The organism is Pseudomonas sp. IT-93MI4 (assembly GCF_949767635.1).
Taxonomy (GTDB): Bacteria; Pseudomonadota; Gammaproteobacteria; order Pseudomonadales; family Pseudomonadaceae; genus Aquipseudomonas; species Aquipseudomonas putida_A.
On sequence record NZ_CATKPP010000022.1, the window covers coordinates 264,014 to 290,024 of the forward strand.

At 60.9% G+C, this 26,011-nt stretch carries 25 protein-coding genes; 24 read left to right on the forward strand and 1 reads right to left on the reverse strand.

All coding sequences use genetic code 11. The annotated features are described in order from the left end of the window. Window positions 1–13: 13 nt before the first annotated feature. The 3 genes from ACM6I7_RS12970 (at window position 14) to ACM6I7_RS12980 (ending at window position 1,816) form a co-directional block, all read left to right on the forward strand. Entirely contained in the window at window positions 14–181 is a 168-nt protein-coding gene (locus tag ACM6I7_RS12970) for a rubredoxin (protein WP_003229600.1), read from the forward strand. Window positions 182–201: 20 nt separating this feature from the next. Next, a complete protein-coding gene (locus ACM6I7_RS12975; protein ID WP_414888699.1) occupies window positions 202–1,350 on the forward strand; it encodes an NAD(P)/FAD-dependent oxidoreductase in 1,149 nt (382 codons plus the stop codon). 190 nt (window positions 1,351–1,540) lie between these two features. Next, window positions 1,541–1,816 carry an HU family DNA-binding protein gene (locus ACM6I7_RS12980; protein ID WP_003213368.1) on the forward strand — a complete coding sequence of 92 codons (276 nt, stop codon included), beginning with the start codon at window positions 1,541–1,543 and terminating at the stop codon, window positions 1,814–1,816. Window positions 1,817–1,912: 96 nt separating this feature from the next. On the opposite strand, the gene ACM6I7_RS12985 is transcribed toward ACM6I7_RS12980, so the two are convergent. Then, window positions 1,913–2,269 (reverse strand): hypothetical protein, encoded by a 357-nt coding sequence (locus ACM6I7_RS12985; RefSeq protein WP_414888700.1) that lies wholly within the window; start codon window positions 2,267–2,269, stop codon window positions 1,913–1,915. A 752-nt stretch (window positions 2,270–3,021) separates the two neighbouring features. On the opposite strand from ACM6I7_RS12985, the gene tssA reads away from it, so the two are divergent. The 21 genes from tssA (at window position 3,022) to ACM6I7_RS13090 (ending at window position 25,993) form a co-directional block, all read left to right on the forward strand. Beyond that, complete coding sequence (tssA, locus tag ACM6I7_RS12990; RefSeq protein ID WP_414888701.1) at window positions 3,022–4,584, forward strand: type VI secretion system protein TssA; 1,563 nt, start codon at window positions 3,022–3,024, stop codon at window positions 4,582–4,584. Window positions 4,585–4,616: 32 nt separating this feature from the next. Continuing rightward, window positions 4,617–5,120, forward strand: coding sequence for a type VI secretion system contractile sheath small subunit (gene tssB / locus ACM6I7_RS12995; protein WP_003229587.1), 504 nt, complete (start codon window positions 4,617–4,619; stop codon window positions 5,118–5,120). A gap of 25 nt (window positions 5,121–5,145) precedes the next feature. After that, window positions 5,146–6,621: a type VI secretion system contractile sheath large subunit gene (gene tssC / locus ACM6I7_RS13000; protein ID WP_003229584.1), complete on the forward strand. Its 1,476-nt coding sequence runs from the start codon at window positions 5,146–5,148 to the stop codon at window positions 6,619–6,621. Window positions 6,622–6,630: 9 nt separating this feature from the next. Continuing rightward, window positions 6,631–7,038: a type VI secretion system baseplate subunit TssE gene (tssE, locus tag ACM6I7_RS13005; protein ID WP_007920274.1), complete on the forward strand. Its 408-nt coding sequence runs from the start codon at window positions 6,631–6,633 to the stop codon at window positions 7,036–7,038. Window positions 7,039–7,049: 11 nt separating this feature from the next. Further along, window positions 7,050–7,574, forward strand: a complete 525-nt coding sequence (locus ACM6I7_RS13010; protein WP_027610380.1) for a PAAR domain-containing protein — start codon at window positions 7,050–7,052, stop codon at window positions 7,572–7,574. A gap of 1 nt (window position 7,575) precedes the next feature. Continuing rightward, the gene (locus tag ACM6I7_RS13015) at window positions 7,576–8,226 is read left to right on the forward strand and encodes a hypothetical protein (protein ID WP_027610381.1); all 651 of its coding nucleotides are present in this window, start codon (window positions 7,576–7,578) and stop codon (window positions 8,224–8,226) included. Window positions 8,227–8,231: 5 nt separating this feature from the next. Then, complete coding sequence (locus ACM6I7_RS13020) at window positions 8,232–8,588, forward strand: hypothetical protein (protein ID WP_256214096.1); 357 nt, start codon at window positions 8,232–8,234, stop codon at window positions 8,586–8,588. 47 nt (window positions 8,589–8,635) lie between these two features. Then, on the forward strand, window positions 8,636–8,860 hold the full coding sequence (locus tag ACM6I7_RS13025; protein ID WP_047597110.1) for a hypothetical protein: 225 nt from the start codon (window positions 8,636–8,638) through the stop codon (window positions 8,858–8,860). Then, window positions 8,857–9,279: a hypothetical protein gene (locus tag ACM6I7_RS13030; protein ID WP_027610383.1), complete on the forward strand. Its 423-nt coding sequence runs from the start codon at window positions 8,857–8,859 to the stop codon at window positions 9,277–9,279. The genes ACM6I7_RS13025 and ACM6I7_RS13030 overlap by 4 nt, the downstream gene beginning before the upstream one ends. A 69-nt stretch (window positions 9,280–9,348) precedes the next feature. Then, window positions 9,349–11,136, forward strand: coding sequence for a type VI secretion system baseplate subunit TssF (tssF, locus tag ACM6I7_RS13035; protein ID WP_115988606.1), 1,788 nt, complete (start codon window positions 9,349–9,351; stop codon window positions 11,134–11,136). Then, window positions 11,100–12,107, forward strand: a complete 1,008-nt coding sequence (gene tssG / locus ACM6I7_RS13040; protein WP_003229570.1) for a type VI secretion system baseplate subunit TssG — start codon at window positions 11,100–11,102, stop codon at window positions 12,105–12,107. Before tssF ends, tssG begins: the two co-directional genes overlap by 37 nt. 11 nt (window positions 12,108–12,118) lie before the next feature. Then, window positions 12,119–14,776 carry a type VI secretion system ATPase TssH gene (tssH, locus tag ACM6I7_RS13045; protein ID WP_095137721.1) on the forward strand — a complete coding sequence of 886 codons (2,658 nt, stop codon included), beginning with the start codon at window positions 12,119–12,121 and terminating at the stop codon, window positions 14,774–14,776. Window positions 14,777–14,786: 10 nt separating this feature from the next. Beyond that, the gene (locus ACM6I7_RS13050; protein WP_115988608.1) at window positions 14,787–16,307 is read left to right on the forward strand and encodes a sigma-54 interaction domain-containing protein; all 1,521 of its coding nucleotides are present in this window, start codon (window positions 14,787–14,789) and stop codon (window positions 16,305–16,307) included. 333 nt (window positions 16,308–16,640) lie between these two features. Beyond that, window positions 16,641–16,781, forward strand: a complete 141-nt coding sequence (locus ACM6I7_RS13055; protein WP_003229566.1) for a hypothetical protein — start codon at window positions 16,641–16,643, stop codon at window positions 16,779–16,781. A gap of 18 nt (window positions 16,782–16,799) precedes the next feature. Next, on the forward strand, window positions 16,800–17,993 hold the full coding sequence (gene tagH, locus ACM6I7_RS13060) for a type VI secretion system-associated FHA domain protein TagH (RefSeq protein WP_096795407.1): 1,194 nt from the start codon (window positions 16,800–16,802) through the stop codon (window positions 17,991–17,993). 5 nt (window positions 17,994–17,998) lie between these two features. Further along, window positions 17,999–18,499 carry a type VI secretion system lipoprotein TssJ gene (gene tssJ / locus ACM6I7_RS13065; RefSeq protein WP_007962325.1) on the forward strand — a complete coding sequence of 167 codons (501 nt, stop codon included), beginning with the start codon at window positions 17,999–18,001 and terminating at the stop codon, window positions 18,497–18,499. A gap of 2 nt (window positions 18,500–18,501) precedes the next feature. Then, window positions 18,502–19,833: a type VI secretion system baseplate subunit TssK gene (gene tssK / locus ACM6I7_RS13070; RefSeq protein ID WP_007962327.1), complete on the forward strand. Its 1,332-nt coding sequence runs from the start codon at window positions 18,502–18,504 to the stop codon at window positions 19,831–19,833. 5 nt (window positions 19,834–19,838) lie between these two features. Continuing rightward, the gene (gene icmH / locus ACM6I7_RS13075; protein WP_095668000.1) at window positions 19,839–20,714 is read left to right on the forward strand and encodes a type IVB secretion system protein IcmH/DotU; all 876 of its coding nucleotides are present in this window, start codon (window positions 19,839–19,841) and stop codon (window positions 20,712–20,714) included. Between the two features lie 13 nt (window positions 20,715–20,727). Further along, window positions 20,728–24,267, forward strand: coding sequence for a type VI secretion system membrane subunit TssM (gene tssM, locus ACM6I7_RS13080; RefSeq protein WP_414888702.1), 3,540 nt, complete (start codon window positions 20,728–20,730; stop codon window positions 24,265–24,267). Then, window positions 24,267–24,995 carry a PP2C family protein-serine/threonine phosphatase gene (locus ACM6I7_RS13085; protein WP_027610389.1) on the forward strand — a complete coding sequence of 243 codons (729 nt, stop codon included), beginning with the start codon at window positions 24,267–24,269 and terminating at the stop codon, window positions 24,993–24,995. The genes tssM and ACM6I7_RS13085 overlap by 1 nt, the downstream gene beginning before the upstream one ends. Continuing rightward, complete coding sequence (locus ACM6I7_RS13090) at window positions 24,992–25,993, forward strand: serine/threonine-protein kinase (protein ID WP_096795405.1); 1,002 nt, start codon at window positions 24,992–24,994, stop codon at window positions 25,991–25,993. The genes ACM6I7_RS13085 and ACM6I7_RS13090 overlap by 4 nt, the downstream gene beginning before the upstream one ends. Window positions 25,994–26,011: the final 18 nt, after the last annotated feature.

Below are 26,011 nucleotides of genomic sequence, written 5' to 3' on the forward strand. Positions count from 1 at the left end.
AGGAAGTACCTGAATGAAAAAGTGGCAATGCATCGTCTGCGGCCTGATCTACAACGAAGCTGACGGTTGGCCGGATGACGGCATCGCGCCGGGCACCCTGTGGCAGGACGTGCCGGAAGACTGGCTGTGCCCGGACTGCGGCGTGGGCAAGTCGGACTTCGAAATGATCGAAATCAACTGAGAAAAACCAAGGAGTAAGGCATGAACGCACCTGTCGTAATTGTCGGCACCGGGCTTGCGGGCTACAACCTGGCCCGCGAGTTTCGCAAACTCGATGGCGAAACCCCGCTGCTGCTGATTACCGCCGATGACGGGCGCTCTTACTCCAAACCGATGCTCTCCACCGGTTTCGGCAAGAACAAGGACGCCGATGGCCTGAGCATGGCCGAACCCGGCGCCATGGCCGAGCAGTTGAAGGCCGAAGTGCGCACCCACACGCGCATCAGCGGCATCGACGCCGGCCACAAGCGCCTGTGGATCGGCGAAGAAGCGGTGTACTACCGCGACCTGATCCTCGCCTGGGGTGCGGAAACCGTGCGAGTACCGATCGAAGGTGACGGTGCTGATCTGGTGTTCCCGATCAACGATCTCGAAGATTACGCGCGCTTTCGTGCAGCCGCTGCGGGCAAGCGCCGCGTATTGCTGCTAGGCGCCGGGCTGATCGGCTGTGAATTCGCCAACGACCTGATCCTCGGCGGCTACGAGGTGCAACTGGTGGCGCCGTGCGAGCAGGTGATGCCGATGCTGCTGCACCCGGCCGCTGCGGCCGCTGTGCAGGCCGGGCTGGAAAGCCTGGGCGCGCGTTTCCACCTCGGCCCGGTGCTGACTCGCCTGCGGAAGGTCGCGGACGGGCTGGAAGCGCATCTGTCCGACGGTCAGGTGATTGCCTGCGATGTGGTGGTGTCGGCCATCGGCCTGCGCCCGCGCATCGATCTGGCCGCGGCTGCCGGGGTGCAGGTCAATCGCGGTGTCGTAGTCGACCGGTATCTGAAGACGTCCCACGCCAATATTTACGCCCTGGGCGACTGTGCCGAGGTCGATGGGCTGAATTTGTTGTACGTGATGCCCCTCATGAGCTGTGCGCGTGCGCTGGCACAAACCCTGGCGGGCAATCCGACGGCCGTGAGTTACGGCCCGATGCCGATCACGGTGAAAACTCCGGTGTGCCCGTTGGTCGTTTCGCCACCGCCACGGGGCAGCGAAGGCGTCTGGACCGTCGAAGGGCAGGGCGCCGACATCAAAGCCCTGTGCCACAGCGCCGATGGCCAACTACTCGGTTACGCGCTGACCGGCACGGCGGTGATGGAAAAACTCGCCCTGAACAAACAGCTACCGGCCCTGCTGGCGTAAATACCGGTCGTTCTGTCGGAATCACCCCGCTTTTGCCCCCACAAAGGTCGCGGGGAGACTGGCGCCGCCGGTATCCGCGTGCCATTCTCACTCCCGTCTGCCGCAGAGTAGAGCCTGCGGCGCCTTGGGCGCTGTTCCAACGAGAACAGCACGGACATAACAACAAAAAACCGTCAAAGGGGCTTCACTAATGCGTAAACCAGAACTCGCCGCTGCAATCGCTGAAAAAGCGGATCTGACCAAAGAACAGGCCAACCGCGTTCTCAACGCCGTCCTCGAAGAAATCACCGGCGCTCTGCACCGCAAGGACAGCGTCACGCTGGTGGGCTTCGGCACCTTCCTGCAACGCCACCGCGGCGCCCGCACCGGCAAGAACCCGCAAACCGGTGAACCGGTGAAAATCAAGGCCAGCAACACCGTGGCATTCAAGCCAGGCAAGTCGTTGAAAGACAGCGTCAATCCTTAAATTGCGGCGAACTCCCTGAGTAGCGGGGAGAACTGCAATAAAAAATGGGCACACCGATTGCGGTCGGGTGCCCATTTTTTGTGCCTGCCAATCGGCTTATTGACGCCGGAAGCAGGCCTTGCCGTTGCCGAAATCCACGGCCAGGCAGTTCGGTTCGATCGCCAGTTGCAGATCCTGGAACAGGCCGGACAAATCGCTGTTCGACGCCGGTTTGGTTTCGCTCTTCAGCGTTACGGTGTGGTTTTCCACCCGCCAGGTGCCCTTGGCAAAGCCATCTGCGCTGCCATACGACACGCCGGCGTCAAACGTGCCGTCCTTGCGCAGCATCAATTCGGCGCCCATTTCCATTGCGCCGGTCAGATAGTAATGACCGTCCAGTGGCGGGGTGTCCGCTGACGCTTGAGTTGTTGGCAACCAAATAAGTGCTGCGAAAAATATGGCTTTCAATTCCATGAGGTAAAGCTCCTTGGCGGCTCCGGGCTCGGGAGCCGAATGAGATGCAGGCTTCGGACCGTGGCTCAACAGTCAGCCAGTCTGGTTGACATTGCCGGTCGAAAAGAATTTACCAAGGCAAGCTGGCAACGTGGGAAATAAAACGATGTAAGAATTATCCCTGACATTTGTCAGAGTATTTTCGGCGTGGAAGTGTTGCGTAAGTGGTGGAAATGACTGTTGGATCGCACTTCGATAATTATTGAGTTGGCACTGAAGTACAGCATTCACGAGATGAATATAGTTTCAGAAAAATGAATTGCCATCAAATTGATGGCACTTTTTTTGTTGAGCGTTGTCCCCGCTGAATTGTTTGTAATTCCAGCGGGTTCTCGGAAAAATCCTACTTCTATTTTTTTCGAGAGTTGTCATGCTGGCCCCCGTGTAATAGGACGGATGTTCGACGCGATTCGCGCAGGCGGGATCGGGCCGCTCTGGATCAAGGGTTCTGAGGGCGCAGGGCAAATGTTCACAATATAAATCGCCATCAGGGATTCCCCTGCCACATATAGGGCGATCTCCTACACGGTCCAATGAACACTTCGTCTTGTTGTTTAACCAGATGCTTGCTAGTGGCCATCATAGTGATTACGATGCGCCCACTTGAAAGAGCACATCTCAATTGGATGAGTCGCTTCACTGCTCTTCGATACTGTCCCGCGCCGCGGCAACTCCAATAGGCGCATGACTGTAATCCTAATTAAAGGCCATGGATGTCCTACTCAAGCAAACTTTCCGCCCATTACCTCGAACTCGCAAAAGTCTCTGTTTCCAAAGAGAATTTCGCGGGCGAAGACGTTCGTTTTTCGAGCGAATTCGAGGCGCTGGAAAGCGAGCTGGCCAAAGCCTCGTCGATGCACGAAAGCGGGCAGATCGACTGGCTGAAAATCCGTGAAAACAGCGAAAATCTGCTGCGTACCCAATCCAAGGATTTACGCGTCGGCGCCTGGCTGACCTGGTCGTTGTACCAGCGTGAATCCTTCCCCGGGCTGCTGGCCGGCCTCGGTCTGCTGCACCATCTGTCGGAAAACCACTGGGCCGACGTTCACCCGCTCAAACCGCGCACCCGTGCCGCTGCCATCGGCTGGCTGGTGCCGCGCCTGGAGCAGGTGCTCACTGAAAACATCGCGATCAAGGAACAGCTGCCGATGTTCCGGCAACTGTCCGAGCATCTGGCCGGCCTCGATGCCGCATGCACCGAGCACTTGGGCGATGACGCACCGCTGCTGCTGCCGCTCTCGCGTCGCTTGAAAACCATGATCCAGCGTGCCGCCGACAATCAGCCGGCCCCCGGTGTGGTGGGTGCGGCGGTGGCGCAGGTCAAGCAGGCCGCGAACCAGTTGCTGACCCCCGGCGCACCGATCGATAACGAAAAAGACGCTTACAAGGCCCTGCGCGCCCAGCAGGAAAGCGCGCGTCCGTTGTGTGCCTGGTGGCTCAAGCAGAAGGCCACTGACCTGCGCGCCTTGCGTCTGAATCGCACTTTGCTCTGGCTGCCGATCGACGCGGTGCCCGAGCGCAACGCCGAGCAGATCACCGTGCTGCGCGGCCTGCCGGTGGACAAACTCAAGCAGTATCAGGATCGCTTCGATCAGGGCAAATACGCCGACCTGCTGGTGGAACTGGAGGCGAGCCTGGCGAAGGCGCCGTTCTGGTTCGATGGCCAGAGGATGGTCTGGGAATGTCTCCAGAACCTCAACGCCGAGATGGCAATGCGCGAAGTGGAAATCCACTTCGCGCTTTTGGTTCAACGCCTGCCCGGCATCATCGAATGTCGTTTCCATGACGGCGCGCCGTTTGCCGATCCGTCCACCCGGGCGTGGATCGCCGGCAATGTCATGCCGCACCTGCAGAGCGCCAGTGCGCCGCGCAAGGTCGAAACCGACGACGTCGAAACCCAGCCCGCCTGGGAAAAGGCCCTTCAGGACGTGCTGCCGATGCTGCGCAAGGAAGGCCTGAAGCCTGCCGTGCAGACGCTCAAGCAAGGGCTGCAATCGGCTCACGGTGGACGCGAGCGGTTCTTCTGGCAGTTCGCCCTTGCCCGGCTGTGCTTCATGGCCAAGAAGTACGAACTGGCCAAGAACCAGCTAGAAACCCTCGATCAGACATTACAGGACTCAGGCCTGCACGCCTGGGAGCCCGATCTTGCATTGGAAGTGCTGCATTTACTGCATAGCTGCTGCGAGTTGTTGCCGCAGAACCATGCCGTACGTGAACGCAAGGAAGAGATTTATCGCAGGCTGTGCCACCTCGACCTCGAAGTGGTACTCGAATAGGCCCCAGGGCCACAACCGCAAGGAGAAAAGCCATGGCCAAAGAAGGCTCGGTAGCCCCCAAGGAACGCATCAACGTCACCTTCAAACCCGCCACCGGCGGTGCTCAGGAAGAGATTGAACTGCCGCTGAAGCTGCTGGCAATCGGTGACTACACCCACCGCAAGGACGATCGCAAAATCGAAGATCGCAAGCCGATCAGCATCGACAAGATGACCTTCGACGAAGTGTTGGCCAAGCAAGAGCTGGGTCTGACGCTGAGCGTGCCGAACCGTCTGCAGGAAGATGGCGAGGCCGACGAGCTGGCTGTGCAACTGCGCGTCAATTCGATGAAGGACTTCAACCCGGCCAGCCTGGTCGAGCAAGTGCCTGAGCTGAAAAAACTGATGGAACTGCGCGATGCGCTGGTGGCCCTCAAAGGCCCGCTGGGTAACGCACCTGCGTTCCGTAAAGCGATCGAAGGCGTGCTCGCCGACGACGAATCCCGCGGTCGCGTACTCGGTGAGCTGGGCCTGAACGCCGCAGCCCCGGACGCCTGAGACTCCAGCCAAGGAAGCCAACACAATGAGCACTAGCGCAGCACAAGAGAAGAGCGCCGAAAGCGGCGAGTACAGCATTCTCGACAGCATCATCGCCGAAACCCGTCTGACTCCGGACGACGAAGCCTATGACATCGCCAAGCGTGGCGTGTCGGCGTTCATCGAAGAACTGCTCAAGCCGCAGAACAACGGTGAGCCGGTCAAGAAGGCCATGGTTGACCGCATGATCGCCGAGATCGATGCCAAGCTCAGCCGTCAGATGGACGAGATCCTGCACCACCCGGACTTCCAGGCTCTGGAATCGTCGTGGCGTGGCCTGCAGTTGCTGGTCGACCGCACCAACTTCCGCGAAAACATCAAGATCGAAATCCTCAACGTCTCCAAAGAAGACCTGCTGGACGATTTCGAAGACTCGCCGGAAGTCATGCAGTCGGGCCTGTACAAGCACATCTACACCGCTGAATACGGCCAGTTCGGTGGTCAGCCGGTGGGCGCGATCATCGCCAACTACTTCATGTCCCCAAGCTCGCCGGACGTGAAACTGATGCAATACGTGGCCAGCGTATCCTGCATGTCCCACGCGCCATTCATCGCCGCCGCCGGCCCGAAATTCTTCGGTCTGGAAAGCTTCACCGGCCTGCCGGATCTGAAAGATCTGAAAGACCACTTCGAAGGCCCGCAATTCGCCAAATGGCAGAGCTTCCGTACTTCGGAAGACTCCCGCTACGTCGGCCTGACCGTGCCGCGTTTCCTGCTGCGTAACCCGTACGATCCGGAAGAAAACCCGGTGAAATCGTTCGTGTACAAGGAAACCGTTGCCAACAGCCACGAGCACTACCTGTGGGGCAACACCGCGTTCGCGTTCGGCACCAAGCTGACCGACAGCTTCGCCAAATTCCGCTGGTGCCCGAACATCATCGGCCCACAGAGCGGTGGCGCGGTTGAAGATCTGCCGCTGCACCACTTCGAAAGCATGGGCGAAATCGAAACCAAGATCCCGACCGAGGTTCTGGTTTCCGACCGTCGTGAATACGAACTGGCCGAGGAAGGCTTCATCTCCCTGACCATGCGCAAAGGCTCCGACAACGCGGCGTTCTTCTCCGCCAGCTCGGTGCAGAAGCCGAAGTTCTTCGGCATCAGCGCAGAAGGCAAGGCGGCAGAGCTGAACTACAAGCTCGGCACCCAACTGCCGTACATGATGATCGTCAACCGCCTGGCTCACTACCTGAAAGTACTGCAGCGCGAGCAACTCGGCTCGTGGAAAGAGCGTACCGACCTCGAGCTGGAACTGAACAAGTGGATCCGCCAGTACGTGGCTGACCAGGAAAACCCGAGCGCCGAAGTGCGTGGCCGTCGTCCGCTGCGTGCTGCGCAAGTGATCGTCAGCGACGTTGAAGGCGAGCCGGGCTGGTACCGCGTGAGCTTGAACGTGCGTCCGCACTTCAAGTACATGGGCGCCGATTTCACCCTGTCGCTGGTTGGCAAGCTGGACAAAGAGTAAGAGCGACTCATGGACGGATACGGCAGCCTGTTCGAGCGCCTCAACGGCGACGCGCAACTACGCAAGGGCAACAGCCTTGAGGCTTGTGCCATGGCGTCAGTGGCTGCCCATCTGGCCAAAATGCTCAGCACCCGGGCCGGCAGCGTGCAAACGCTGGCCGACTACGGGTTGCCCGATCTCAATGACATGCGTCTGAGCCTGCACGACTCCCTGAGTCAGGCCCGTCTGGCCATCGAAAACTTCATCGAAGCCTACGAGCCGCGCCTGAGCAACGTGCGTGTCATTTCCCTGCCGCGTGACCACGACCAGCTACGGCTTGCCTTCAGCATCGAAGGCCTGCTGGAAGTCGAGGGTTTCAAGCGTCAGGTCAGTTTTTCCGCGCGCCTGGATGGCAGCGGTCAAGTGAAGGTCACCTAAGGAGATTCCCGATGTCTGGCAAACCCGCAGCACGCGTATCCGACCCCACCGCTTGCCCACTTCCTGGCCACGGTACCAACCCGATCGCCGCCGGTTCCGGCGACGTGTTCTTCGACGGCCTCGCGGCCGCCCGCCAAGGCGATGCCTCGGCGTGTGGTGGTGCGTTGGTTGGCGATCTGGCGACCACGGTTTTGATCAATGGCAAACCCGCTGCGACCGTAGGTTCGGTTGGTGCTCACGGCAACAAGGTCACGGCAGGTTCCGGGACGGTGATTATCGGTAATTCGCACTCGCCGGCGCCGTTTGTGCCACCAATTCCGTTGAATATATTTGGCTTTGATGTACGTGTTCAGTTAATGGACCCAGTATCGGGAGCCCCACTTAAAAATATTGCATACACCGCTACGCTTGAGGATGGTTCGGAAATTCGAGGCGTAACAGACGAGACCGGACTATCCAAGTCGCTGGGCTCAAAAGCTCAAGTCCAAAATATACAAATTTCGGCTATACCAAATTGGTTGGTTAGGGGAGAGTGAAATGCCTCAAGCCGTAAAACTCGCAACTGTAGCGACCACTCCTGCTAAGGATAAGACCCCAGTACAAATTTACTTGGTAAGTGATCATGATTTTGTGATTCCTGTTGTGTTTCCGGACTACAAAATTCATGTGGAGGCTTTGGGTATTAGTCATAAGTTCTCTGACTTAGGCCACGCAGGTGTACTAATTGTCAACGGTAAAACGGGGCTGACGAAGTACGGAGAGTACGGGCGTTATGAAGGAGCAGGTCCACCGGGAATTGTGAGGTTACGCCCTGTTCCTAATGTGACGATCAAAGGCGGAGCGATTACTGAGTCATCACTCAAAAAAACGTTGAGAAGTATGTCTTCAGCTTATGGTCAGTCGAGCAATGTGTCTGGGGTTGTACTCAGGGGGGCCGCTTTTTCTCAGGCCGAAGCATGGCTTAAAAATAAAGAAAAAGACAATGACAACATGAATAGAGAACCGTACAGCATAAGAAGCCACAACTGTATGACGTTTGTGGCTGATTTAGTTGATAGTCTGGATCTCGGTGCGCCTAAAAGATCCTATTTTGCAGTGATACCAAAAGATTATATGGAGGATTTCCAAGAAACAAAGCCAGATCTGGATTACACATTCAGCAGCGATACGTTGGAGATAAAAGATTGATCTGGTTGAAGCGTTTTCTGATGACCGTTGGTGCACTGTCTCTGTTGATAGCATTCGGGGTAATGTTTTTTATGGATTTTTCAGAAGATAAGCCGCATGTACTCAGCGAATATCCAAATGCTCATTGGAGAGGTGGTGCTGATGGAGGTCAATACATTGAAGTGACTAAGTCAGAACCTCCATATTATTTCGTTCAAGTCAGGCATGAAAGTGGTGAGTTGTGGGATGAAGGATGGCTCAAGTTTGGAGACGAGAATAGCGAGCCACTCACATCTAACAGTGTAATTGCCTTTTCAGGAGAAGGTGTTATTTATCTTCAGCAACGCAAAGTCCTAAGTTCTGAAAAAGCTAAAGCGAAATAGCTATGAGCAAATATTAAAAGGCATTCTTGGGTATACGTTGGAAGCTGATGAAAATATCTGAAGCAGGTGAAATTCAAGGCTACCTCGCCTTTGTTGCCGACAGCGACCTGTTCGGCTGGCTGGCCCTGTTGAGCTTTTTTTTACTCGCGGCAGCAATTTTTCCCGCTGCTCGGAATTCGCGCCTGCACCGTGTGATGACGTTTTCGGTTCTGGTAGCCATTGTTGCTATCCATGGCTTTGGTTCGTGGTATGGGAATTTGAGGCTTACATGAGTAGCTACGTTCGTCTCGCCCTATGCCTATTAATCCACGCCCTCGGATGCGTGGCTTATGCATTTTTGAATGACGCGGTTGTGCATGCTTACAGGCTTTTTAACGGCGGATTTACCTCCCATGGTGTCGCCATCGGCATTGCGAGTTACGCACTGTTTTACATTTTTCTGGGCGTCAACCTGATCGTTGCGCTAATTCCAGGTCTGGTCGCCAAGCTGGCCATCCTTTTTCTGATGGTGGGCTTCATCCTGCTCTGGATGCTACCCGACAACCCGTTAAGAGCCCTGTTTTACGGCGTAGCTCAAGGCTGCGTCACGTTGCTGGCGATCCTCACCACTCAAGTCATCGAGTTGCGTTGGGCTTTGCGAAACATCGCAGGTCGCATTCAGCCAAGTCAGCCTGCAGGTGCAATCCAATGACCAGGTCGGACATCCAGCGTAATCCGCAGGACAGTTATTCCATGAGTTCCACTACCAGGCAGGTAACCCGTGTCCTTTAACCACTACTACCAAAGCGAACTCACCGCACTGCGCCAGTTGGGCCGCCGTTTCGCCGAGCGTAGTCCGGCGCTGGCGCCGTTCCTGGGGCAGGCCGGGCGGGATCCGGATGTGGAGCGGTTGCTGGAAGGTTTTGCGTTCCTCACCGGGCGTCTGCGGCAGAAGCTCGATGATGAGCTGCCGGAGCTCAGCCATTCGCTGATGCAACTGCTGTGGCCGAACTACATGCGTCCGCTTCCGGCGTTCAGCATTCTGCAGTTCGATCCGTTGAAACGTTCTGGCCCGGCGCTGGTGGTCGAGCGCGATACGCCGATCGAAAGCAAACCGATCGAAGACGTGCGTTGCCGCTTCCGCACCTGTTACCCGACTGAAGTGCTGCCGCTGGATCTGGCCGCGCTGAACTACTCGGTGAAGGGCGACGGTTCGCTGCTCAGCCTGCGTCTGGAAATGAGCGCCGACGGCCACCTCGGTGAGCTGGAGCTGAGCAAACTGCGCCTGCACTTTGCCGGCGAGCGCTACATCAGCCAGATGCTGTATCTGAGCCTGCTGCGCAACCTGGAAGGCATTGAGCTGATCCCGCTGGACGGTGCCGGCAAGCCGATCGATGGCGTGTCCGGCAAGCCGATGGCGTTCAAGATTCCCGGTGACCGGGTCAAGCCAGTGGGCTTTGCCGAAGAAGAGGCGTTGATCCCATATCCGCTGAACACCTTCCGTGGCTATCGCTACCTGCAGGAATACTTCGCCTTCCAGGACAAGTTCCTGTTCGTCGATGTCAACGGTCTGGACATCCTCAAGGCGCTGCCGGAAGACACGCTCAAGCAGATGCGCGGTCTGGAGTTGCGTTTCGATATCCGCAAGAGCGGGATCATGCGCATGCGGCCGACCCTGGATAACGTGAAGCTGTTCTGCACGCCGATTGCCAACCTGTTCGCCCACGACGCGCTGCCGATCCGCCTCGACGGCAAACAGGATGAATACCTGCTGCTGCCAGCGGAATACGATCTGGAAAACTGCGGCGTGTTTTCGGTGGAAACCGTCACCGGCTGGAAGCCCGGCGGCCTCGGTTATCAGGAGTACGTGCCGTTCGAATCCTTCGAGCACGACCCGAGTTTCGATGTGCCCAACAGCCGTCCGCATTACAGCATCCGCCAGCGTTCGTCGTTGCTGCATGACGGTCTCGACACCTACCTGAGTTTCGGCATCCGCCACACCGAAGCTCACGAAACCCTGTCGATCGAGCTGATCTGCACCAACCAGAACCTGCCGCGCAAGCTCAAGCTCGGCGACATCTGCATGGCCTGCGAAGAGACGCCGGAGTTCCTGAGTTTCCGCAACATCACCCCGGCCACTTCGAGCTTTGCGCCGCCGCTGAACCGTGACTTCCTGTGGAAGCTGATCAGCAACATGTCGCTCAACTATCTGTCGCTGGCCGACGTCAACGCGTTGAAGGTGATTCTCGAAACCTACGACCTGCCACGCTACTACGACCAGCACGCGGAGAAGGTCAGCAAACGCCTGCTCGGCGGCCTCAAGCACATCAAGCATCACCACGTCGACCGGCTGCACCGTGGCTTGCCGGTACGTGGTCTGCGCACCGAACTGACCATCGACCCGGAAGGGTATATCGGCGAAGGCGACCTGTTCGTTTTCGCTTCGGTTCTTAACGAGTTTTTCGCGCTTTACGCCAGTCTCAATTCGTACCACGAGCTGCGGGTAAAAAGCACACAGGGAGAGGTGTACCAATGGACACCACGTATGGGCCTGCAGCCCCTGCTTTAAGCGGGCTGACCAAGGTAATACGCGAGTACTCGCTGTTTCAGGCCGTGCTGCTGGTGATCGACCGGCTGCGCGAGGCGCACCCGTACCTGAGCGAAGACGATCTGTACGATCAGGTGGAGTTCCAGGCCAACCCGAGCCTGGGCTTTCCGCGCAGCGACGTCGATCGCGTAGAGTTTTTCGAAGAGCACGGGCAGATGCGCGCGCGCATGCGTTTCAACCTGATCGGGCTGGTCGGCTCCGGTTCGCCGCTGCCGGCGTTCTACGGCGAACAGGCTCTGGGCGACAGCGAGGACGGCAACCCGACGCGCAACTTCCTCGACCTGTTCCACCATCGCCTGCAACGACTGATGCTGCCGATCTGGCGCAAGTACCGCTATCGCGCCAGCTTCCAGAGCGGCGCGATCGACCCGTTTTCGTCGCAGCTGTTCGCGCTGATCGGTCTGGGCGGCGACGAGATCCGCAAGGCCAAGGAGCTGAACTGGAAACGCCTGCTGCCGTATCTCGGTTTGCTCAGCTTGCGCGCGCACTCCGCGGCGCTGATCGAAGCCGTGCTGCGTTATTACTTCAAGCACGAAGACCTGGTCATCGAGCAGTGCATCGAGCGCCGCGTGGAGATCCTCGACGAGCAGCGCAACCGCCTCGGTCGCGCCAACAGCCTGCTCGGTGAAGACCTGGTGCTGGGCGAGCAGGTGCGCGACCGCAGCGGCAAATTCCGCATTCACATCACCGAACTCGACTGGGAGCGATTCCACGAATTCCTGCCGATCGGTTTCGGTTACCAGCCGCTGTGCGCGCTGGTGCGGTTCACCCTGCGTGACCCGCTCGATTACGACATTCGCCTGGTGCTGCGCCCGGAAGAAATCCGCGAACTGCGCATTGGTGAGAAGAACGACTGTCGCCTGGGGTGGACCAGTTGGCTGGGCTGCGAAAAAGCAGACGGCGTGGTCACCCTGGGCAGCAAAATTCATTAAGGACGTGAGCCATGATCAACGTAGACCTGCAACAACTCATCCAGGCGCTGGACGCCGAAACCCGTCGTGACCTGGAACGTTCGGCCGAACGTTGCGTGGCCCGTGGCGGCAGCAAGATCCTCGTCGAAGACCTGCTGCTGGGCCTGCTGGAGCGCCCGAACGGCTTGCTCTCGCGTGCGTTGCAGGATGCCGACGTCGATGCCGGTGAACTGAGCGCCGCACTGCAATCTCGCGTTGAACACAGCGCCTCGCGCAACCCGGTGTTCGCCCCGGAACTGGTGCAATGGCTGCAAGACGCACTGCTGGTGGCGAACCTCGAACTGGGCCAGACCCAGGTCGAAGACGCTGCGCTGATCCTCGCGCTGCTGCGCAACCCGATGCGCTACGCCGGCAGCCGTTATCAGCCGCTGCTCGCCAAGTTGAACATCGATCGCCTGAAGGAATTTGCCCTGTCGCAACAGGAGCAACCGGCGGCCAACGGCAAGCCAGCGGCGCAGGGCGAATCGCTGTTGCAGCGCTTCACCCACAACCTGACCCAACAGGCCCGCGACGGCAAACTCGACCCGGTGCTGTGCCGCGATGGCGCGATCCGGCAGATGGTCGACATCCTCGCCCGTCGGCGCAAGAACAACCCGATCGTCGTGGGTGAGGCCGGTGTCGGTAAGACCGCCATCGTCGAAGGCCTGGCCTCGCGCATCGCTGCCGGTGAAGTGCCGCAGGTGCTCAAGGGCGTCGAGCTGCTGTCGCTGGACATGGGCCTGCTGCAGGCCGGCGCCAGCGTCAAAGGTGAATTCGAGCGTCGTCTTAAAGGCGTGATCGACGAGGTCAAAGCCTCGCCGAAACCGATCATCCTGTTCATCGACGAAGCCCACACCCTGATCGGCGCTGGTGGCAACGCCGGCGGTTCCGACGCGGCCAACCTGCTGAAACCGGCGCTGGCCCGTGGTGAGCTGCGCACCATCGCCGCCACCACTTGGGCCGAGTACAAGAAATACTTCGAGAAGGATCCGGCGCTGGCCCGTCGTTTCCAACCGGTGCAGTTGCACGAACCGACCGTCAGCGAAGCGGTGACCATCCTCCGTGGGCTGGCGCAGGTCTACGAGAAGAGCCACGGCATCTACCTGCGGGATGACGCGGTGGTCTCGGCGGCGGAATTGTCCGCGCGCTATCTGGCCGGTCGCCAGCTGCCGGACAAAGCCGTCGACGTCCTCGACACCGCATGTGCCCGTGTGCGCATCAGCCTCGCCGCTGCCCCGGAAAGCCTCGAACGCCTGCGTGGCGAACTGGCCGAAGGCGGTCGTCAGCGTCAGGCCTTGCGTCGCGATGCCGAGGCCGGTCTGCTGATCGACCACGAAGCGCTGGATGCACTGGAAGCGCGACTGGACGAAGCCGAAAGCGAAATGGTCGCGCTGGAAAGTCTGTGGACCGAGCAGAAACAACTGGCCGAGCGTCTGCTGGAACTGCGCCAGCAACTGGCCAAGGCACGCGAAGCTGCCGCTGTCGAGCCGACCGTCAGCGTTGAAGAAGACGCCGAAGGCACGGTGATCGAAACCATCGCCGCCGAGGTCGAGGAAGGCCAGAGCGTTGAAGCGCTGGAAGCCGAACTGCACCAGACCCACAGCGCCCTGACCGCTGCTCAAGTCAAAGAGCGTCTGGTCAGCTTCGAAGTCTGCCCGCGTCTGGTGGCCGAAGTGATCAGCGCCTGGACCGGTGTGCCGCTGGCGCAACTGGCCCGCGAGCACAACGCCAAGGTCGCCAGTTTCGCCACCGACCTGCGCACGCGCATCCGTGGTCAGGAACAAGCCGTGCACGCACTGGATCGCTCGATGCGCGCCACTGCCGCCGGCCTGAACAAGCCTGACGCACCGGTCGGCGTGTTCCTGCTGGTCGGCCCGAGCGGCGTCGGCAAGACCGAAACCGCGCTGGCCCTGGCTGACCTGCTGTACGGCGGCGACCGTTTCATCACCACCATCAACATGTCCGAATTCCAGGAGAAGCACACCGTCTCGCGTCTGATCGGTGCGCCACCGGGCTACGTCGGTTACGGCGAGGGCGGCATGCTCACAGAAGCGGTGCGCCAGAAGCCGTACTCGGTGGTGCTGCTCGATGAAGTCGAAAAGGCTGATCCCGACGTGCTCAACCTGTTCTATCAAATTTTCGACAAGGGCGTGGCCAACGACGGCGAAGGTCGCGAGATCGACTTCCGCAACACCTTGATCCTGATGACCTCGAACCTCGGCAGCGACAAGATCAGCGACCTCTGCGAAGACGGCGCCCGCCCGACCGCCGAGTTGCTCGAAGAGACCATTCGCCCAGTGCTGAGCAAACACTTCAAACCGGCGCTGCTGGCGCGGATGAAAGTGGTGCCGTACTACCCGGTCGGTGGCCCGGTGCTGCGCGAGCTGATCGAGATCAAACTCGGTCGTCTCGGCGAGCGCCTGAACCGTCGTCAGCTGGATTTCAGTTGGTGCCAGAACCTCGTCGATCACCTGTCCGAGCGCTGCACGCAAAGCGAAAGCGGCGCGCGCCTGATCGACCATTTGCTCGATCAGCACGTGCTGCCGCTGGTGGCCGACCGCTTGCTCGATGCGATGGCCACCGGTGAAAGCCTCAAACGTGTGCATGCCACGCTCGACGGCAACGCCAGCGTGACGTGCGAGTTCGCCTGAGGTGGGTGTGATGTTCACTCAAGTGCCGCAGCCACTGGTCTATGCCGAAGCCTTGCTGGCGCAGTTTGCCAGCCTGTCGCGCGCGGCGGACGGTGCTGCGCTGCTGGGTGACTTCGTGCGTGGACTGGCCGAACTGAGCGGTTGCGAACTGACGCAGCTGTATCTGCTCGACGCCACCCACACTTGCCTGGGGATGAACGCCGAATGCCTCGACGGCGCGCTGCAACCGCGCGCCGCCACCAGCCTGCCGGCGGACTACAACGGTGAGCAGCTGCTGCAGTTCGCCCTGTGCCAGAACCGCGTGGTGTGCCTGGACGATCTCGGCGCCAGCCTGCACGAAACCAGTTTCCTGCCGGCCACCGCTGGTGCTTGGCAATCGCTGCTGTGCGTGCCGCTGGTCAATCAGCAGAAGGCGGTTGAAGGCCTGCTGCTGTGCGCCAGTCGTCGTCACGTCGACCTGCAAGGCTTTGCCGATTCGCTCGGCCAGCTCGGCTCGTTCGTCCTCGGTCAATTGCATTTGCTGCAGCGTCTGCGCCAGCCGCCGGCAGAGTCGTCCACGGTGGCGCGCAGTGTGCCGAGCATCAACGGCTATGGCCTGATCGGCAAAAGCGCCGCCATGCGCCAGACCCACTCGTTGATCAGCAAAGTCCTGCACAGCCCGTACACCGTGCTGCTGCGCGGCGAGACCGGCACCGGCAAGGAAGTCGTGGCCCGGGCGATTCACGATTGCGGCCCGCGTCGCTCTCAGGCGTTCATCGTGCAGAACTGCGCAGCAGTCCCGGAAAACCTGCTGGAAAGCGAGCTGTTCGGCTATCGCAAAGGCGCCTTCACCGGCGCTGACCGTGACCGCGCGGGGCTGTTCGATGCGGCCAACGGTGGCACGCTGTTGCTCGACGAGATCGGCGACATGCCGCTGTCGCTGCAAGCGAAGATTCTGCGGGTTTTGCAGGAGGGCGAGATTCGTCCGCTGGGTTCCAACGACACGCACAAGATCGATGTGCGCATCATCGCCGCGACCCACCGCGATCTGTCGACGCTGGTCAGCGAAGGCAAATTCCGCGAGGACCTGTATTACCGACTGGCGCAGTTTCCGATCGAGCTGCCGGCCCTGCGTCAGCGCGAAGGCGACATCCTCGAACTGGCTCAGCACTTTGCCGAGAAGACCTGCGCATATTTGCAGCGTGATCCGGTGCGCTGGTCGAGCGCGGCGCTGGAACACCTGTCCGGTTACACCTTCCCCGGCAACGTGCGCGAACTCAAGGCACTGGTCGAACGCGCGGTGCTGTTGTGCGAGGGCGGCGAATTGCTGGCCGAGCATTTCTCCCTGCGCATGGAGCCGATGCCCGAAGACCACAGCGGCCTGAATCTGCGTGAACGCCTGGAGAAAGTCGAACGCACGCTGTTGCTCGATTGCCTGCGCAAGAACGACGGCAACCAGACCCTCGCCGCCCGCGAACTGGGCCTGCCGCGCCGCACCCTGCTGTACCGCCTCGGGCGCCTGAATATCAACCTGGGTGATTTCGATGGTTGATCTGAACCTGTCTCTTGCAGTGTGCCCAACTCCTGTCTTGAGGGGCTTCTCTGTGGCGAGGGGATTCATCCCCGATCGGCTGCGAAGCAGTCGTAATCCAGCAAACGCGGTTCTCCTGAAAGAACCGGTAATCAGGTTTTGGGGCTGCTTCGCAGCCGATCGGGGACAAGTCCCCTCGCCACAAATTGCTCACTTGCCACAGGAGGTGCGTACGCCTCGGTGGTCTGGCTCAAGGCCCCGATGTAGAGCCTTCGAGACCACTCAAAGAATTAATTTCAGCGCCGCCCGCAAGGGTCGGCGCTTTGTGCTTTGTCTACCCCTGGAGACCCTCTGATGTCTGTTCGTCACTGGCACGCTGTCCTGCTGACCCTCGTCGTTCTATGCGGCCTTGGCGGCTGTAGCGGCAATTACAAATTCAACGACAACGACTATCGCCCGTTGGGTGATCCGCAAGCGGTCAATCGCGGCAAGTGACCGCAAGGAGCATCAAACATGGAACTGGTTTTCGAAATGCTGAACACCAAGCAGTTCGTGCCCACCGAGTTGTGCCAGAAGACCTTCAAACAGGCCGGCGGCGTGATCGGGCGGGGCGAGGACTGCGACTGGATCATTCCTGACCGCAAGCGGCATCTGTCCAATCACCACGCGATTGTCAGCTACCGCGAAGGCACGTTTTTCCTCACCGACACCAGCAGCAACGGCGTCCAGGACGGCGGCAGCGGCGCACGCCTGCACAAGGGCGAACCGGTGCGCATCGAGCACGGCAGCACCTACGTGCTCGGTGACTTCGAGATTCGTGCGCGGCTGGTGCGTGACCCGGCGACCTTCGACGGTGAAGTCGGCCGTCCGCGTGCCGCCGGCAGCATCATTCCGGACGACGCCTTCCTCGACCTCGATCCGTTGAACGCGATCGAACAGCAAGAGCGCGTCTATTCGGAAATCGACGAACTGTTGGCCCCGACCGCCAAGCCCGAGGACTCCCGTCAGCGCGCCGACTACGCGCGCATCGACATGGAAAGCCTGATGGTGCCCGAGCTGATCGCCCCGGTTGAGCCCGAGCCTGCTCCGGCCCCGAAGGTCGTCGAGCGGCAGAGCGAGGGTTTCTGGGAGCATTTCGGCGCAGCGCTGGGCGTGGATGTCAAAGGCCTCGATCACGACGCCCGCGAAGCCCTGGCGCTGAACGCCGCGCGTCTGCTACGGCAGAGCATTGGCGGTTTGCAGCAGAGCCTGCGCACCCGTTCGGAGTTGAAAAACGAACTGCGTCTGGCCCAGACCACCGTGCAAGGCACAAACAAGAACCCGCTGAAATTCGCCGTCGATCCGAGCGAAGCGCTGGAGATTCTGTTGCAGCCGCACAAGCCAGGGCACCTGCCGGCCGAGCAGGCGATCTCCCGTGCATTCCGCGATCTGCAAGCGCATCAGGTCGCGCTGCTCACCGCCAGCCGCGCCGCCGTGCGCGGCACGCTGGAGCACTTCTCGCCAGAGCAGTTGACCCTGCGTTTCGAGCGCGACAACAAGCCGTTGATCGCCACCTCGGGCGGACGCTGGAGAGCGTTCGGCCGCTACCACCAGGCCCTGCGTCAGGACGATGACTGGAGCGAGCGTCTGCTGGCCCGCGACTTCGCCCAGGCCTACGAAGAACAGATCCGCCTGATCTCCACCCTCCACACCGACCACCAAGGATGATGCGCATGTCTCGCCGCTCGACCGCTTTTTTCAAGACGCTGACTGCGCTCACCGTGCTGGTGCTGCTCGCCGGTTGCTCGTCGCTGTCGCCGTACTCGAAAGTGACCAAGATCAATCTGAAGCTGACCGGCAGCGATCAGCTCAACCCGGACCTCAACGGCCGTCCTTCGCCGATCGTCGTGCGCCTGTTCGAACTCAAGCACCCGGTGACTTTCGAGAACGCTGATTTCTTCAGCCTCTACGAGCGCGCCAAGGAATCCCTCAACCCGGATCTGGTGGCCAGCGAAGAACTCGAACTGCGCCCGGGTGAAACCGTGGAAATGAAACTCAGCGTGGAGGAGGGCAGCCGCTACGTCGGCGTTCTCGCCGCCTACCGCGATCTGCCGGAAACCAAGTGGCGCTACACCGTTCAGGTCACCCCGCTGGAGCTGACCGAGGCCGATCTGACCCTCGATCAGGCCGGTATCCGCAACACCCATGAAGCGCTCGCCAAGGCGGATGACTGAACATGAATACCCATAAAGTCATTTGGCAGGAAGGCATGTTGCTGCGGCCGCAGCACTTCCAGCACAACGATCGCTACTACGATCACCAGATGAAAACCCGCACCCAGTTGCTGGGTGGCTACACCTGGGGTTTCCTCAATCTGGAGATCGACCTGCAGTTCCTCAACATGGGCAAACTGGTGATCAGTGCCGCGTCGGGGATCCTGCCGGACGGCAGCCTGTTCGAACTCGGCGGCAACACCGAGCCGCTGGCGCTGGACGTACCGCCGAACACTGGCAACACGCCGATTTACCTGGCGCTGCCGTTGGTCACCGGTAACCACATCGAGGCGCGCCGTCCGGAGCAGTCCGACGTGCTCGCGCGTTACACCGCGTACGACGCCGAAGTGGCCGACTCCAACGCCGGCGACGATTCCGCCAGTCAGGTCAGCTGTGGTCGCCCGGATTTCAAACTGTTGCTCGGCGAGCAGCAGAGCGATCAGGCCTACGTGAAGTTGAAGATCTGCGACGTGCTCGACACCACGCCGGACGGCGTGATCAGCCTCGACCCGGATTTCGTGCCGACCTACATCCAGGCCCACGCGTCCAGCTATCTGCTGTCGTGCCTGAAAGAAGTCATCAGCATGCTCAACCACCGGGGCGACACGATTGCCGAGCGGATCCGCTCCAACGGCAAGGTCGGCGGCGCGGAAGTCGGTGACTTCATGATGCTGCAACTGATCAACCGTACCGAACTGCTGCTGCGCCACTACCTCGGTCTGGAGCAGGTACACCCGGAAGAGTTGTACCGCACGCTGCTGACCATGCTTGGCGATCTGGCGACCTTCTCCAGCGACAGCAAGCGCCCGCGTCTGGACAGCCGCTATTCCCACGCCGATCAGGGTGCAAGCTTCCGCAAACTGATGGAAGCGATTCGTCAGGTGCTGTCGATGGTGCTCGAACAGCACGCTATCGAACTGATCCTGCAAGCGCGTCAGTACGGCATCATCGTGTCGCCGTTGCACGACCACAAACTGCTCGGCTCGGCGTCGTTCGTGTTGGCGGCAAGTGCCAACTGCGACTCCGAAGAACTGCGCCACCGCTTGCCGGCGCACCTCAAGGTCGGCCCGGTGGAGCGTATCCGCCAACTGGTCAACCTGCACTTGCCGGGGATCAAGGTCAAACCGTTGCCGGTGGCCCCGCGGCAGATCGCGTTCCACTCGAACAAAACCTACTTCATCCTCGAACTCAGTTCCGAAGACCTGGCGCAACTCGAGCGCTCCGGCGGCTTCGCGTTCCACGTGTCCGGCGAATTCGCCGAGCTTGAACTGAAATTCTGGGCCATCAGGAACTGACCGCCATGATCAAGGAAACGGATTACAACCAGGACGACAAAACCGTCCTGCTCGATCGTCAGGGCCACGGACCGGCAGCCAGTCCGCTGACCGACTTCGCCGCGCCGCCGCGCTTCGAGCAACTGGAAGAACGGATGATCTACGCCGCGCGCCTGCGCCCGGCGGAGGCCTTCAACATCAGCCTCAATTCGCTGGTGGCGGCGTCGTCCGAACTGCTCTCGGAAGTGGTGCGCCTCAAGCACAGCGAAACCCGCGAAGACCTCTACGCGCTCAACGAGCGCCTGACCGCCGGGCTCAAGCTGTTTGAAGTGCGCGCGTTGCACAACGGCGCCGAAAGCAGCCAGGTGATGGCCGCGCGTTACGTGCTCTGCACCGTGGTCGACGAAGCTGTGGTGACTACGCCGTGGGGCAACGAAAGCGAGTGGTCGCAGATGAGCCTGCTCAGCAGCTTCCACAACGAGACCTTCGGTGGCGAGAAGTTCTTCCAGCTGCTCGATCGCCTGTCGAAGAACCCGGTCAAACACCTGCCGATGCTCGAGCTGATGTACCTGTGCCTGTCCCTTGGTTTCGAGGGCAAGTACCGCGTGCAGGCCCGTGGCATGCTTGAGCTTGAAGGCATCCGCGACGCCCTGTACCGGCAGATCCGTCAGTTGCGTGGCGACGTGCCGCGCGAGTTGTCGCCGCACTGGGAAGGCCTCAACGACCAGCGCCGCAACCTGGTGCGCATCGTGCCGGCGTGGATGGTGGTGCTGTTCACGTTGGTCTGCCTGGTGGTGATGTATTCGGGCTTCGCCTGGGTCCTGGGCGAGCAGCGCGACACCGTTCTGCAACCCTATCAGCCGATCGATCCGGCCGCGGTGCAACCGCAGTCGCAGCCGTAAACAGGGACGTGTGATGAAAAAGTTTTTCAAGAAAGTCGGCGCCTTCCTGCGCCAGACCTGGGTCTGGACTCTGCTGCTGGTGCTGTTCGTGGCGCTGCTGGTGTGGTTCGTCGGCCCGTTGTTGGCGGTGGATGACTACAAGTTCTGGGAAAGCGCGACCTCGCGTCTGCTGACCATCGCCGTGTTGTTCCTGATCTGGGGCCTGACCATGGTCTTCGTCAGCTGGCGCGCGGGCATCCGCAAGAAAGCCGTCGAAGAAACCGAAGATGGCCAGGATCGCATCCGTCGTGACGAGCTGATCGAAGAAGAGCAGAAAGAGTTGAAGTCGCGCTTCAAGGACGCGCTGAAAACCCTGAAGACTTCGAGCCTGTATCGCGGCCGCAGCGAACGCTGGCGCAACGACTTGCCGTGGTACCTGCTGATCGGTCCGCAGGCTTCCGGCAAGACCAGTCTGCTGGACTTCTCCGGGCTGGAATTCCCGATCAACAAGATCGACCGCAAGCTGACCCGCGACACCCTCGGCACCCGGCATTGCGACTGGTACTTCGCCGATCACGGTGTGCTGATCGACACCGCCGGGCGCTACACCACGCAGCCGGACGCCGAAGTCGACGGCAGTGCCTGGACCACCTTGCTCGAACTGCTGCGCAAGCGTCGTCGCGGGCGTCCGTTGAACGGTGTGCTGGTGACCATTCCGGTGGAATCGCTGATCGGTGGCAGCGAGCAGGACATCGACACCCTGGCGCGCCAGGTGCGCGGTCGTCTGCAAGACGTCTATCAGAAACTGCACGTCGATGTGCCGGTGTATCTGGTACTGAGCAAGGCTGACAAGCTGCTCGGTTTCGACGAGTTCTTCGATCAACTGACCCGCGAAGAAAGCGATCAGGTGCTGGGTACCAGTTTCCGCAAGGATCAGGTCGGCACCGACGTCGCGGTACTGCGCGGCGAATTCGAAGAGCTGCTGCGGCGCCTGAACAATCAGGTGATCATGCGCATGCACTCCGAGCGCGATACCCAGCGCCGTGGCCGCATCCTCGACTTCCCGCATCAACTGGGGCAGATCGGTGAGCGCCTGTGCCTGTTCGTCGACATGGCGTTCACTGGCAACCGGTATCAGCGCGCGTCGCTGCTGCGGGGTTTCTACCTGACCAGCGCTCCGCACCTGACGCAGGAAATGGACGCAACCACCGCCGGCATCGGCGCCAACCTCGGCATGAATGCCGGTGTGCTGCCAACCCTGCGCAGTGGCCGTTCGCGCTTCATCCATCATCTGTTCAGTCGGGTGATTTTCCCCGAGTCGGATCTGGCCGGCCTCGACAAGCGTGAGCGCAGCCGCATCCATTGGGGTCAGCGTGCGTTGTACGTTGGCGCACTGGCGGCATTGGCGCTGTTCGGCATGCTCTGGGCCGGTGGTTTCTCGGCCAACTATGAGCGTCTGGAAAACCTTCGCACGCTGGCGCAGAACTGGACCCAGCAGCGTTCGGCGCTGACCCCGCGTGATGATGCGATGGGCGTGCTGAAAACCCTCGATACCAGCTACGCCGCGACTCAGGTGTTCCCGAAGAAAGGCGACGTCTCGTACCACGAGCGTGGCGGCCTGTATCAGGGCGAAGACGTCAATCCGGTGGTCAAGCAAGCCTACGAGCACGAGCTCGAAGCGCAATTGCTGCCACGGGTCGCGACGATGCTCGAAGGGCAGATTCGCGCCAATATGAAGGACCGCGACAAGCTGCTCAACAGCCTGCGTGCGTACCTGATGCTGAACATGAAGGACCGTCGTGACGCCGTGTGGCTCAAGGACTGGGTCGCCACTGACTGGTCGCAGCGCTACACCGGCAACACCGCGGTGCAGAATGGTCTGAACACCCACCTTGAGCGCCTGCTGAAGCAGCCGTTCATCTACCCGCTGAACGATCAACTGGTGACTCAGGCACGTCAGGTGCTGCGCGCCGAATCGCTGGCTACCGTGGTGTACCGCATGCTCCGCGAGCAGGCGCGCAACCTGCCGGAATACCGTTTCAGCCAACACCTCGGCCCGCAGGGCTCGCTGTTCATCGGCACCGAATACGTGATCCCGGGCTTCTACACCCAGCAGGGTTATCAGCAGTATTTCTCGGTGCAGGGTTCGGCGCTGGTCACCGACATCCTGCGTGACAACTGGGTGCTGGGCGAAGGCGCGGGCATCAGCGACATGGACTTGCGTCGCCTGATGGTCGAGCTGGAGCAATTGTACTTCCGCGACTACGCCAACTACTGGAGCGAGGCCGTTGGCCAGGTGGCCTTGCCGCCGATCAGCGACGCCGGTGAAGGCGCCGAGCAACTGGCGGGCCTGACGTCGGCCAACTCGCCTGTGCTGGCGTTGCTCACTGAAGTGCGCGAGAACACGCGCTTCCCGGCTGCTGCCGATCCGGTGGACGAAGCCGGTGATGCCGCCGATGCACTGGCAGGGCAGAAGGGCAAACTGGGCAAGGTCGGCAAACTGGCGTCTGCCGTGGCGGACAAGGCTTCGGCGATGGCCGTGGCGAAGAGCCTCCCGGACACCGCGAAGAAGTCGCTGCAACGTCGCTTCGAGCCGCTGCATCGCTTGCTCGATGACAACAACGGCCCGGCCGCAGACCTCACCCCGGCCATCAGCGCGCTCAACGACCTGCAACTGCAACTGTCCGGTCTGGCCCGTTCCAGCACGCCGGAACAAGCCGCGTTCGAAATGGCGAAAACCCGCATGAGCGGCCAGCGTGATGCGCTGACCAACCTGCGTGCGGCCTCGGGTCGCCTGCCGCGTCCGCTGAGCGTGTGGTTCAACGTGCTGGCCGAAGACTCGTGGCGCCTGGTGCTCAACGACGCTTACCAATACCTGAACGGCCGTTATCAGAACGAGCTGTACAGCGTGTATGGCAAAACCATCAGCAAGCGTTATCCGTTCAGCGCCAGCAGCACCAGCGACGTGGCGATCAGCGACTTCCGCGAGTTCTTCCGCGCTCAAGGCACCGTCGATCGCTTCTTCGACAGCTACATGCGTCCGTTCGTCAGCGGTGATCCGGGCAACTACCGGATGCGCAGCGTCGACGGTCACAGCCTGCCGGTATCGAAGATGTACCTCGACCAGATGGCGGCGGCGCTGACGATTCGCCAGAGCTTCTTCTCGATCAACCCGGCCGAGCCGACCGTGCAGTTCAAACTGGAGCCGTACACCCTCGATCCGGCGGTGAGCCGTTCCGAGTTCAAGTTCGGCGACAAGACCATGGAGTACCGCCACGGTCCGATCCTGCCAATGACGTTCAAGTGGCCGACCGACGCTGAAGACGGTCGCACCAGCCTGGTGATGGACAAGATGGCCGGGCGTCCGATCGGTATCGAGAAGAACTCCGGCCCATGGTCGCTGTTCCGTCTGTTTGACCTGATGCAGACCGAGTACCTGACCGGACGCGACGTGCTGGTGCTGAAAGCTGACGTGGGTGGCCTGCGCGCCAACTACCTGCTGACCAGCCAGCGCACGCCGAACCCGTTCGACATGGGCGTGCTGCGCACCTTCCGTATGCCGGTGCAGCTCTGATGCTGGTGGCCAGTCCCTGGCGCAGCGCGGCGCGTACCGACCCGGGCAAGGTGCGGGCGCGCAACGAAGATGCCTTCCTCGACTCGCCACAGCAGGGGCTGTGGGTGGTCGCGGACGGCATGGGCGGTCATCAGGGTGGCGACATCGCCAGCCAGTTGATCGTCGCCAGCCTGGCTGAACTGCCGCAGCACGAGGACTTCGACGAACGCCTCAAAGCCATCCGCCAGTGCCTGCACTGGCTGAACCGGCGCTTGGGGCAAGAGTTGACGGTCACCGCCGGACGCCACGACAGCATCATGGGCAGCACCGTCGTGGCGCTGCTGGTGGAAGGCAATCGCGCGGCCTGCATCTGGGCCGGCGACAGCCGTTGCTATATGTGGCGCGGGCAGCGGCTGTATCAGCTGTCCAAGGATCATTCGCTGCAGCAGCAACTGATCGACGAGCAACAGATGAGCGTCGAACAGGCGGCAGCGCACCCGGCAGCTCAGGCCTTGACCCGAGCCGTCGGTGCGGCCGAACAACTGACCCTGGATGTCCTCGAACTCGAGGTCTATCCGGGCGATGCGTTTTTGCTGTGCAGCGATGGTTTGTATCAGGGCCTGAGCAGCGATGCCCTCGGCAACGCCCTCAGCCTCAGCGCGCCGCACGTGGCGCTGGAACGTCTGTTCGACGGCGCCCTGCGGGGCGCCGCTCGGGACAACCTGACTGCCGTGGTGATCCGCCAATGACTGAAATCGAATCCTCAGTCGATGACTTGCTGATGAGCGAAGAGCAGGCCAGCAACCTGACCTACTTCGCCTTCGCCAAGGCAAACAACGCCGAGCCGCTGCTGGCGCCGACCAAGGCCAGCATCGGTGCATTGCCGGACGTACTCGCCGGCCGCTACCACCTCGAGCGTCTGCTCGGGGCGGGCGGCATGGGCGCGGTCTATCGGGCACGGGATCTGCTGCACGAGCAGTTCGGCGATCCCGACCCTTACATTGCGCTGAAAATCCTCAGCGAAGAATTTGCCGAATCGCCGGACGCCAGTGCCTTGCTTTACAGCGAGTTCGCCCTGACCCGACGCCTGCGCCACGACAACGTCGTGCGTGCGCACACTTTTGAAGTCGATACCGACTGCCAGCGGGCCTTCATCACCATGGAATACATGCGTGGCCTGACCCTGGACAAATTGCTCTGCGAGCGGCCTCTCGGCCTGCCGTGGAAAGAAACGCGCGACATCGCGTTGCCGCTGCTCGACACGCTGGCCTACGCCCACCGTCGCGGCGTGCTGCACGGTGACATGAAACCGAGCAATGTCATGCTCAGCGAAGACGGCCTGCGCCTGTTCGACTTCGGTCTCGGCCAGGCAGACGAGGGCGTGTTGCCCGGCCTGCCGCACCTGAGCCGCGAGCGCTTCAACGCCTGGACCCCGGGCTACGCCGCCCCCGAACTGCTTGAGGGCCAACCGTTGTCGGCCAGCGCGGACGTGTACGGCGTGGCTTGCGTGATCTATGAACTGGCGAGCGGCAAACACCCGTTCCGCCGCTTGCCCTCGACCCAGGCCCGCGACGAGCACCTGGAGCGCGAGCTGCGAGCCCCGGCGAACTTACCGAAACACGGCTGGCCAGCGCTGCGAACCGCGCTGAGCTTCAATGCGGCAGAACGCACCATCACTGCCCAACAATTGCGTGACGCCTTGGGCGCCACTTCGTCCTGGCTGCAACGGTTGCGACTTCGGGCGTAACGGACGACATTCGAACAG

Coding starts and splice junctions, on each gene's coding strand:
- ACM6I7_RS12970 (WP_003229600.1), top strand. CDS start 14: ATGAAAAAGTGGCAATGCATCGTCTGCGGCCTGATCTACAACGAAGCT.
- ACM6I7_RS12975 (WP_414888699.1), top strand. CDS start 202: ATGAACGCACCTGTCGTAATTGTCGGCACCGGGCTTGCGGGCTACAAC.
- ACM6I7_RS12980 (WP_003213368.1), top strand. CDS start 1,541: ATGCGTAAACCAGAACTCGCCGCTGCAATCGCTGAAAAAGCGGATCTG.
- ACM6I7_RS12985 (WP_414888700.1), bottom strand. CDS start 2,269: ATGGAATTGAAAGCCATATTTTTCGCAGCACTTATTTGGTTGCCAACA.
- tssA (WP_414888701.1), top strand. CDS start 3,022: ATGTCCTACTCAAGCAAACTTTCCGCCCATTACCTCGAACTCGCAAAA.
- tssB (WP_003229587.1), top strand. CDS start 4,617: ATGGCCAAAGAAGGCTCGGTAGCCCCCAAGGAACGCATCAACGTCACC.
- tssC (WP_003229584.1), top strand. CDS start 5,146: ATGAGCACTAGCGCAGCACAAGAGAAGAGCGCCGAAAGCGGCGAGTAC.
- tssE (WP_007920274.1), top strand. CDS start 6,631: ATGGACGGATACGGCAGCCTGTTCGAGCGCCTCAACGGCGACGCGCAA.
- ACM6I7_RS13010 (WP_027610380.1), top strand. CDS start 7,050: ATGTCTGGCAAACCCGCAGCACGCGTATCCGACCCCACCGCTTGCCCA.
- ACM6I7_RS13015 (WP_027610381.1), top strand. CDS start 7,576: ATGCCTCAAGCCGTAAAACTCGCAACTGTAGCGACCACTCCTGCTAAG.
- ACM6I7_RS13025 (WP_047597110.1), top strand. CDS start 8,636: ATGAAAATATCTGAAGCAGGTGAAATTCAAGGCTACCTCGCCTTTGTT.
- ACM6I7_RS13030 (WP_027610383.1), top strand. CDS start 8,857: ATGAGTAGCTACGTTCGTCTCGCCCTATGCCTATTAATCCACGCCCTC.
- tssG (WP_003229570.1), top strand. CDS start 11,100: ATGGACACCACGTATGGGCCTGCAGCCCCTGCTTTAAGCGGGCTGACC.
- tssH (WP_095137721.1), top strand. CDS start 12,119: ATGATCAACGTAGACCTGCAACAACTCATCCAGGCGCTGGACGCCGAA.
- ACM6I7_RS13050 (WP_115988608.1), top strand. CDS start 14,787: ATGTTCACTCAAGTGCCGCAGCCACTGGTCTATGCCGAAGCCTTGCTG.
- ACM6I7_RS13055 (WP_003229566.1), top strand. CDS start 16,641: ATGTCTGTTCGTCACTGGCACGCTGTCCTGCTGACCCTCGTCGTTCTA.
- tagH (WP_096795407.1), top strand. CDS start 16,800: ATGGAACTGGTTTTCGAAATGCTGAACACCAAGCAGTTCGTGCCCACC.
- tssJ (WP_007962325.1), top strand. CDS start 17,999: ATGTCTCGCCGCTCGACCGCTTTTTTCAAGACGCTGACTGCGCTCACC.
- tssK (WP_007962327.1), top strand. CDS start 18,502: ATGAATACCCATAAAGTCATTTGGCAGGAAGGCATGTTGCTGCGGCCG.
- icmH (WP_095668000.1), top strand. CDS start 19,839: ATGATCAAGGAAACGGATTACAACCAGGACGACAAAACCGTCCTGCTC.
- tssM (WP_414888702.1), top strand. CDS start 20,728: ATGAAAAAGTTTTTCAAGAAAGTCGGCGCCTTCCTGCGCCAGACCTGG.
- ACM6I7_RS13085 (WP_027610389.1), top strand. CDS start 24,267: ATGCTGGTGGCCAGTCCCTGGCGCAGCGCGGCGCGTACCGACCCGGGC.
- ACM6I7_RS13090 (WP_096795405.1), top strand. CDS start 24,992: ATGACTGAAATCGAATCCTCAGTCGATGACTTGCTGATGAGCGAAGAG.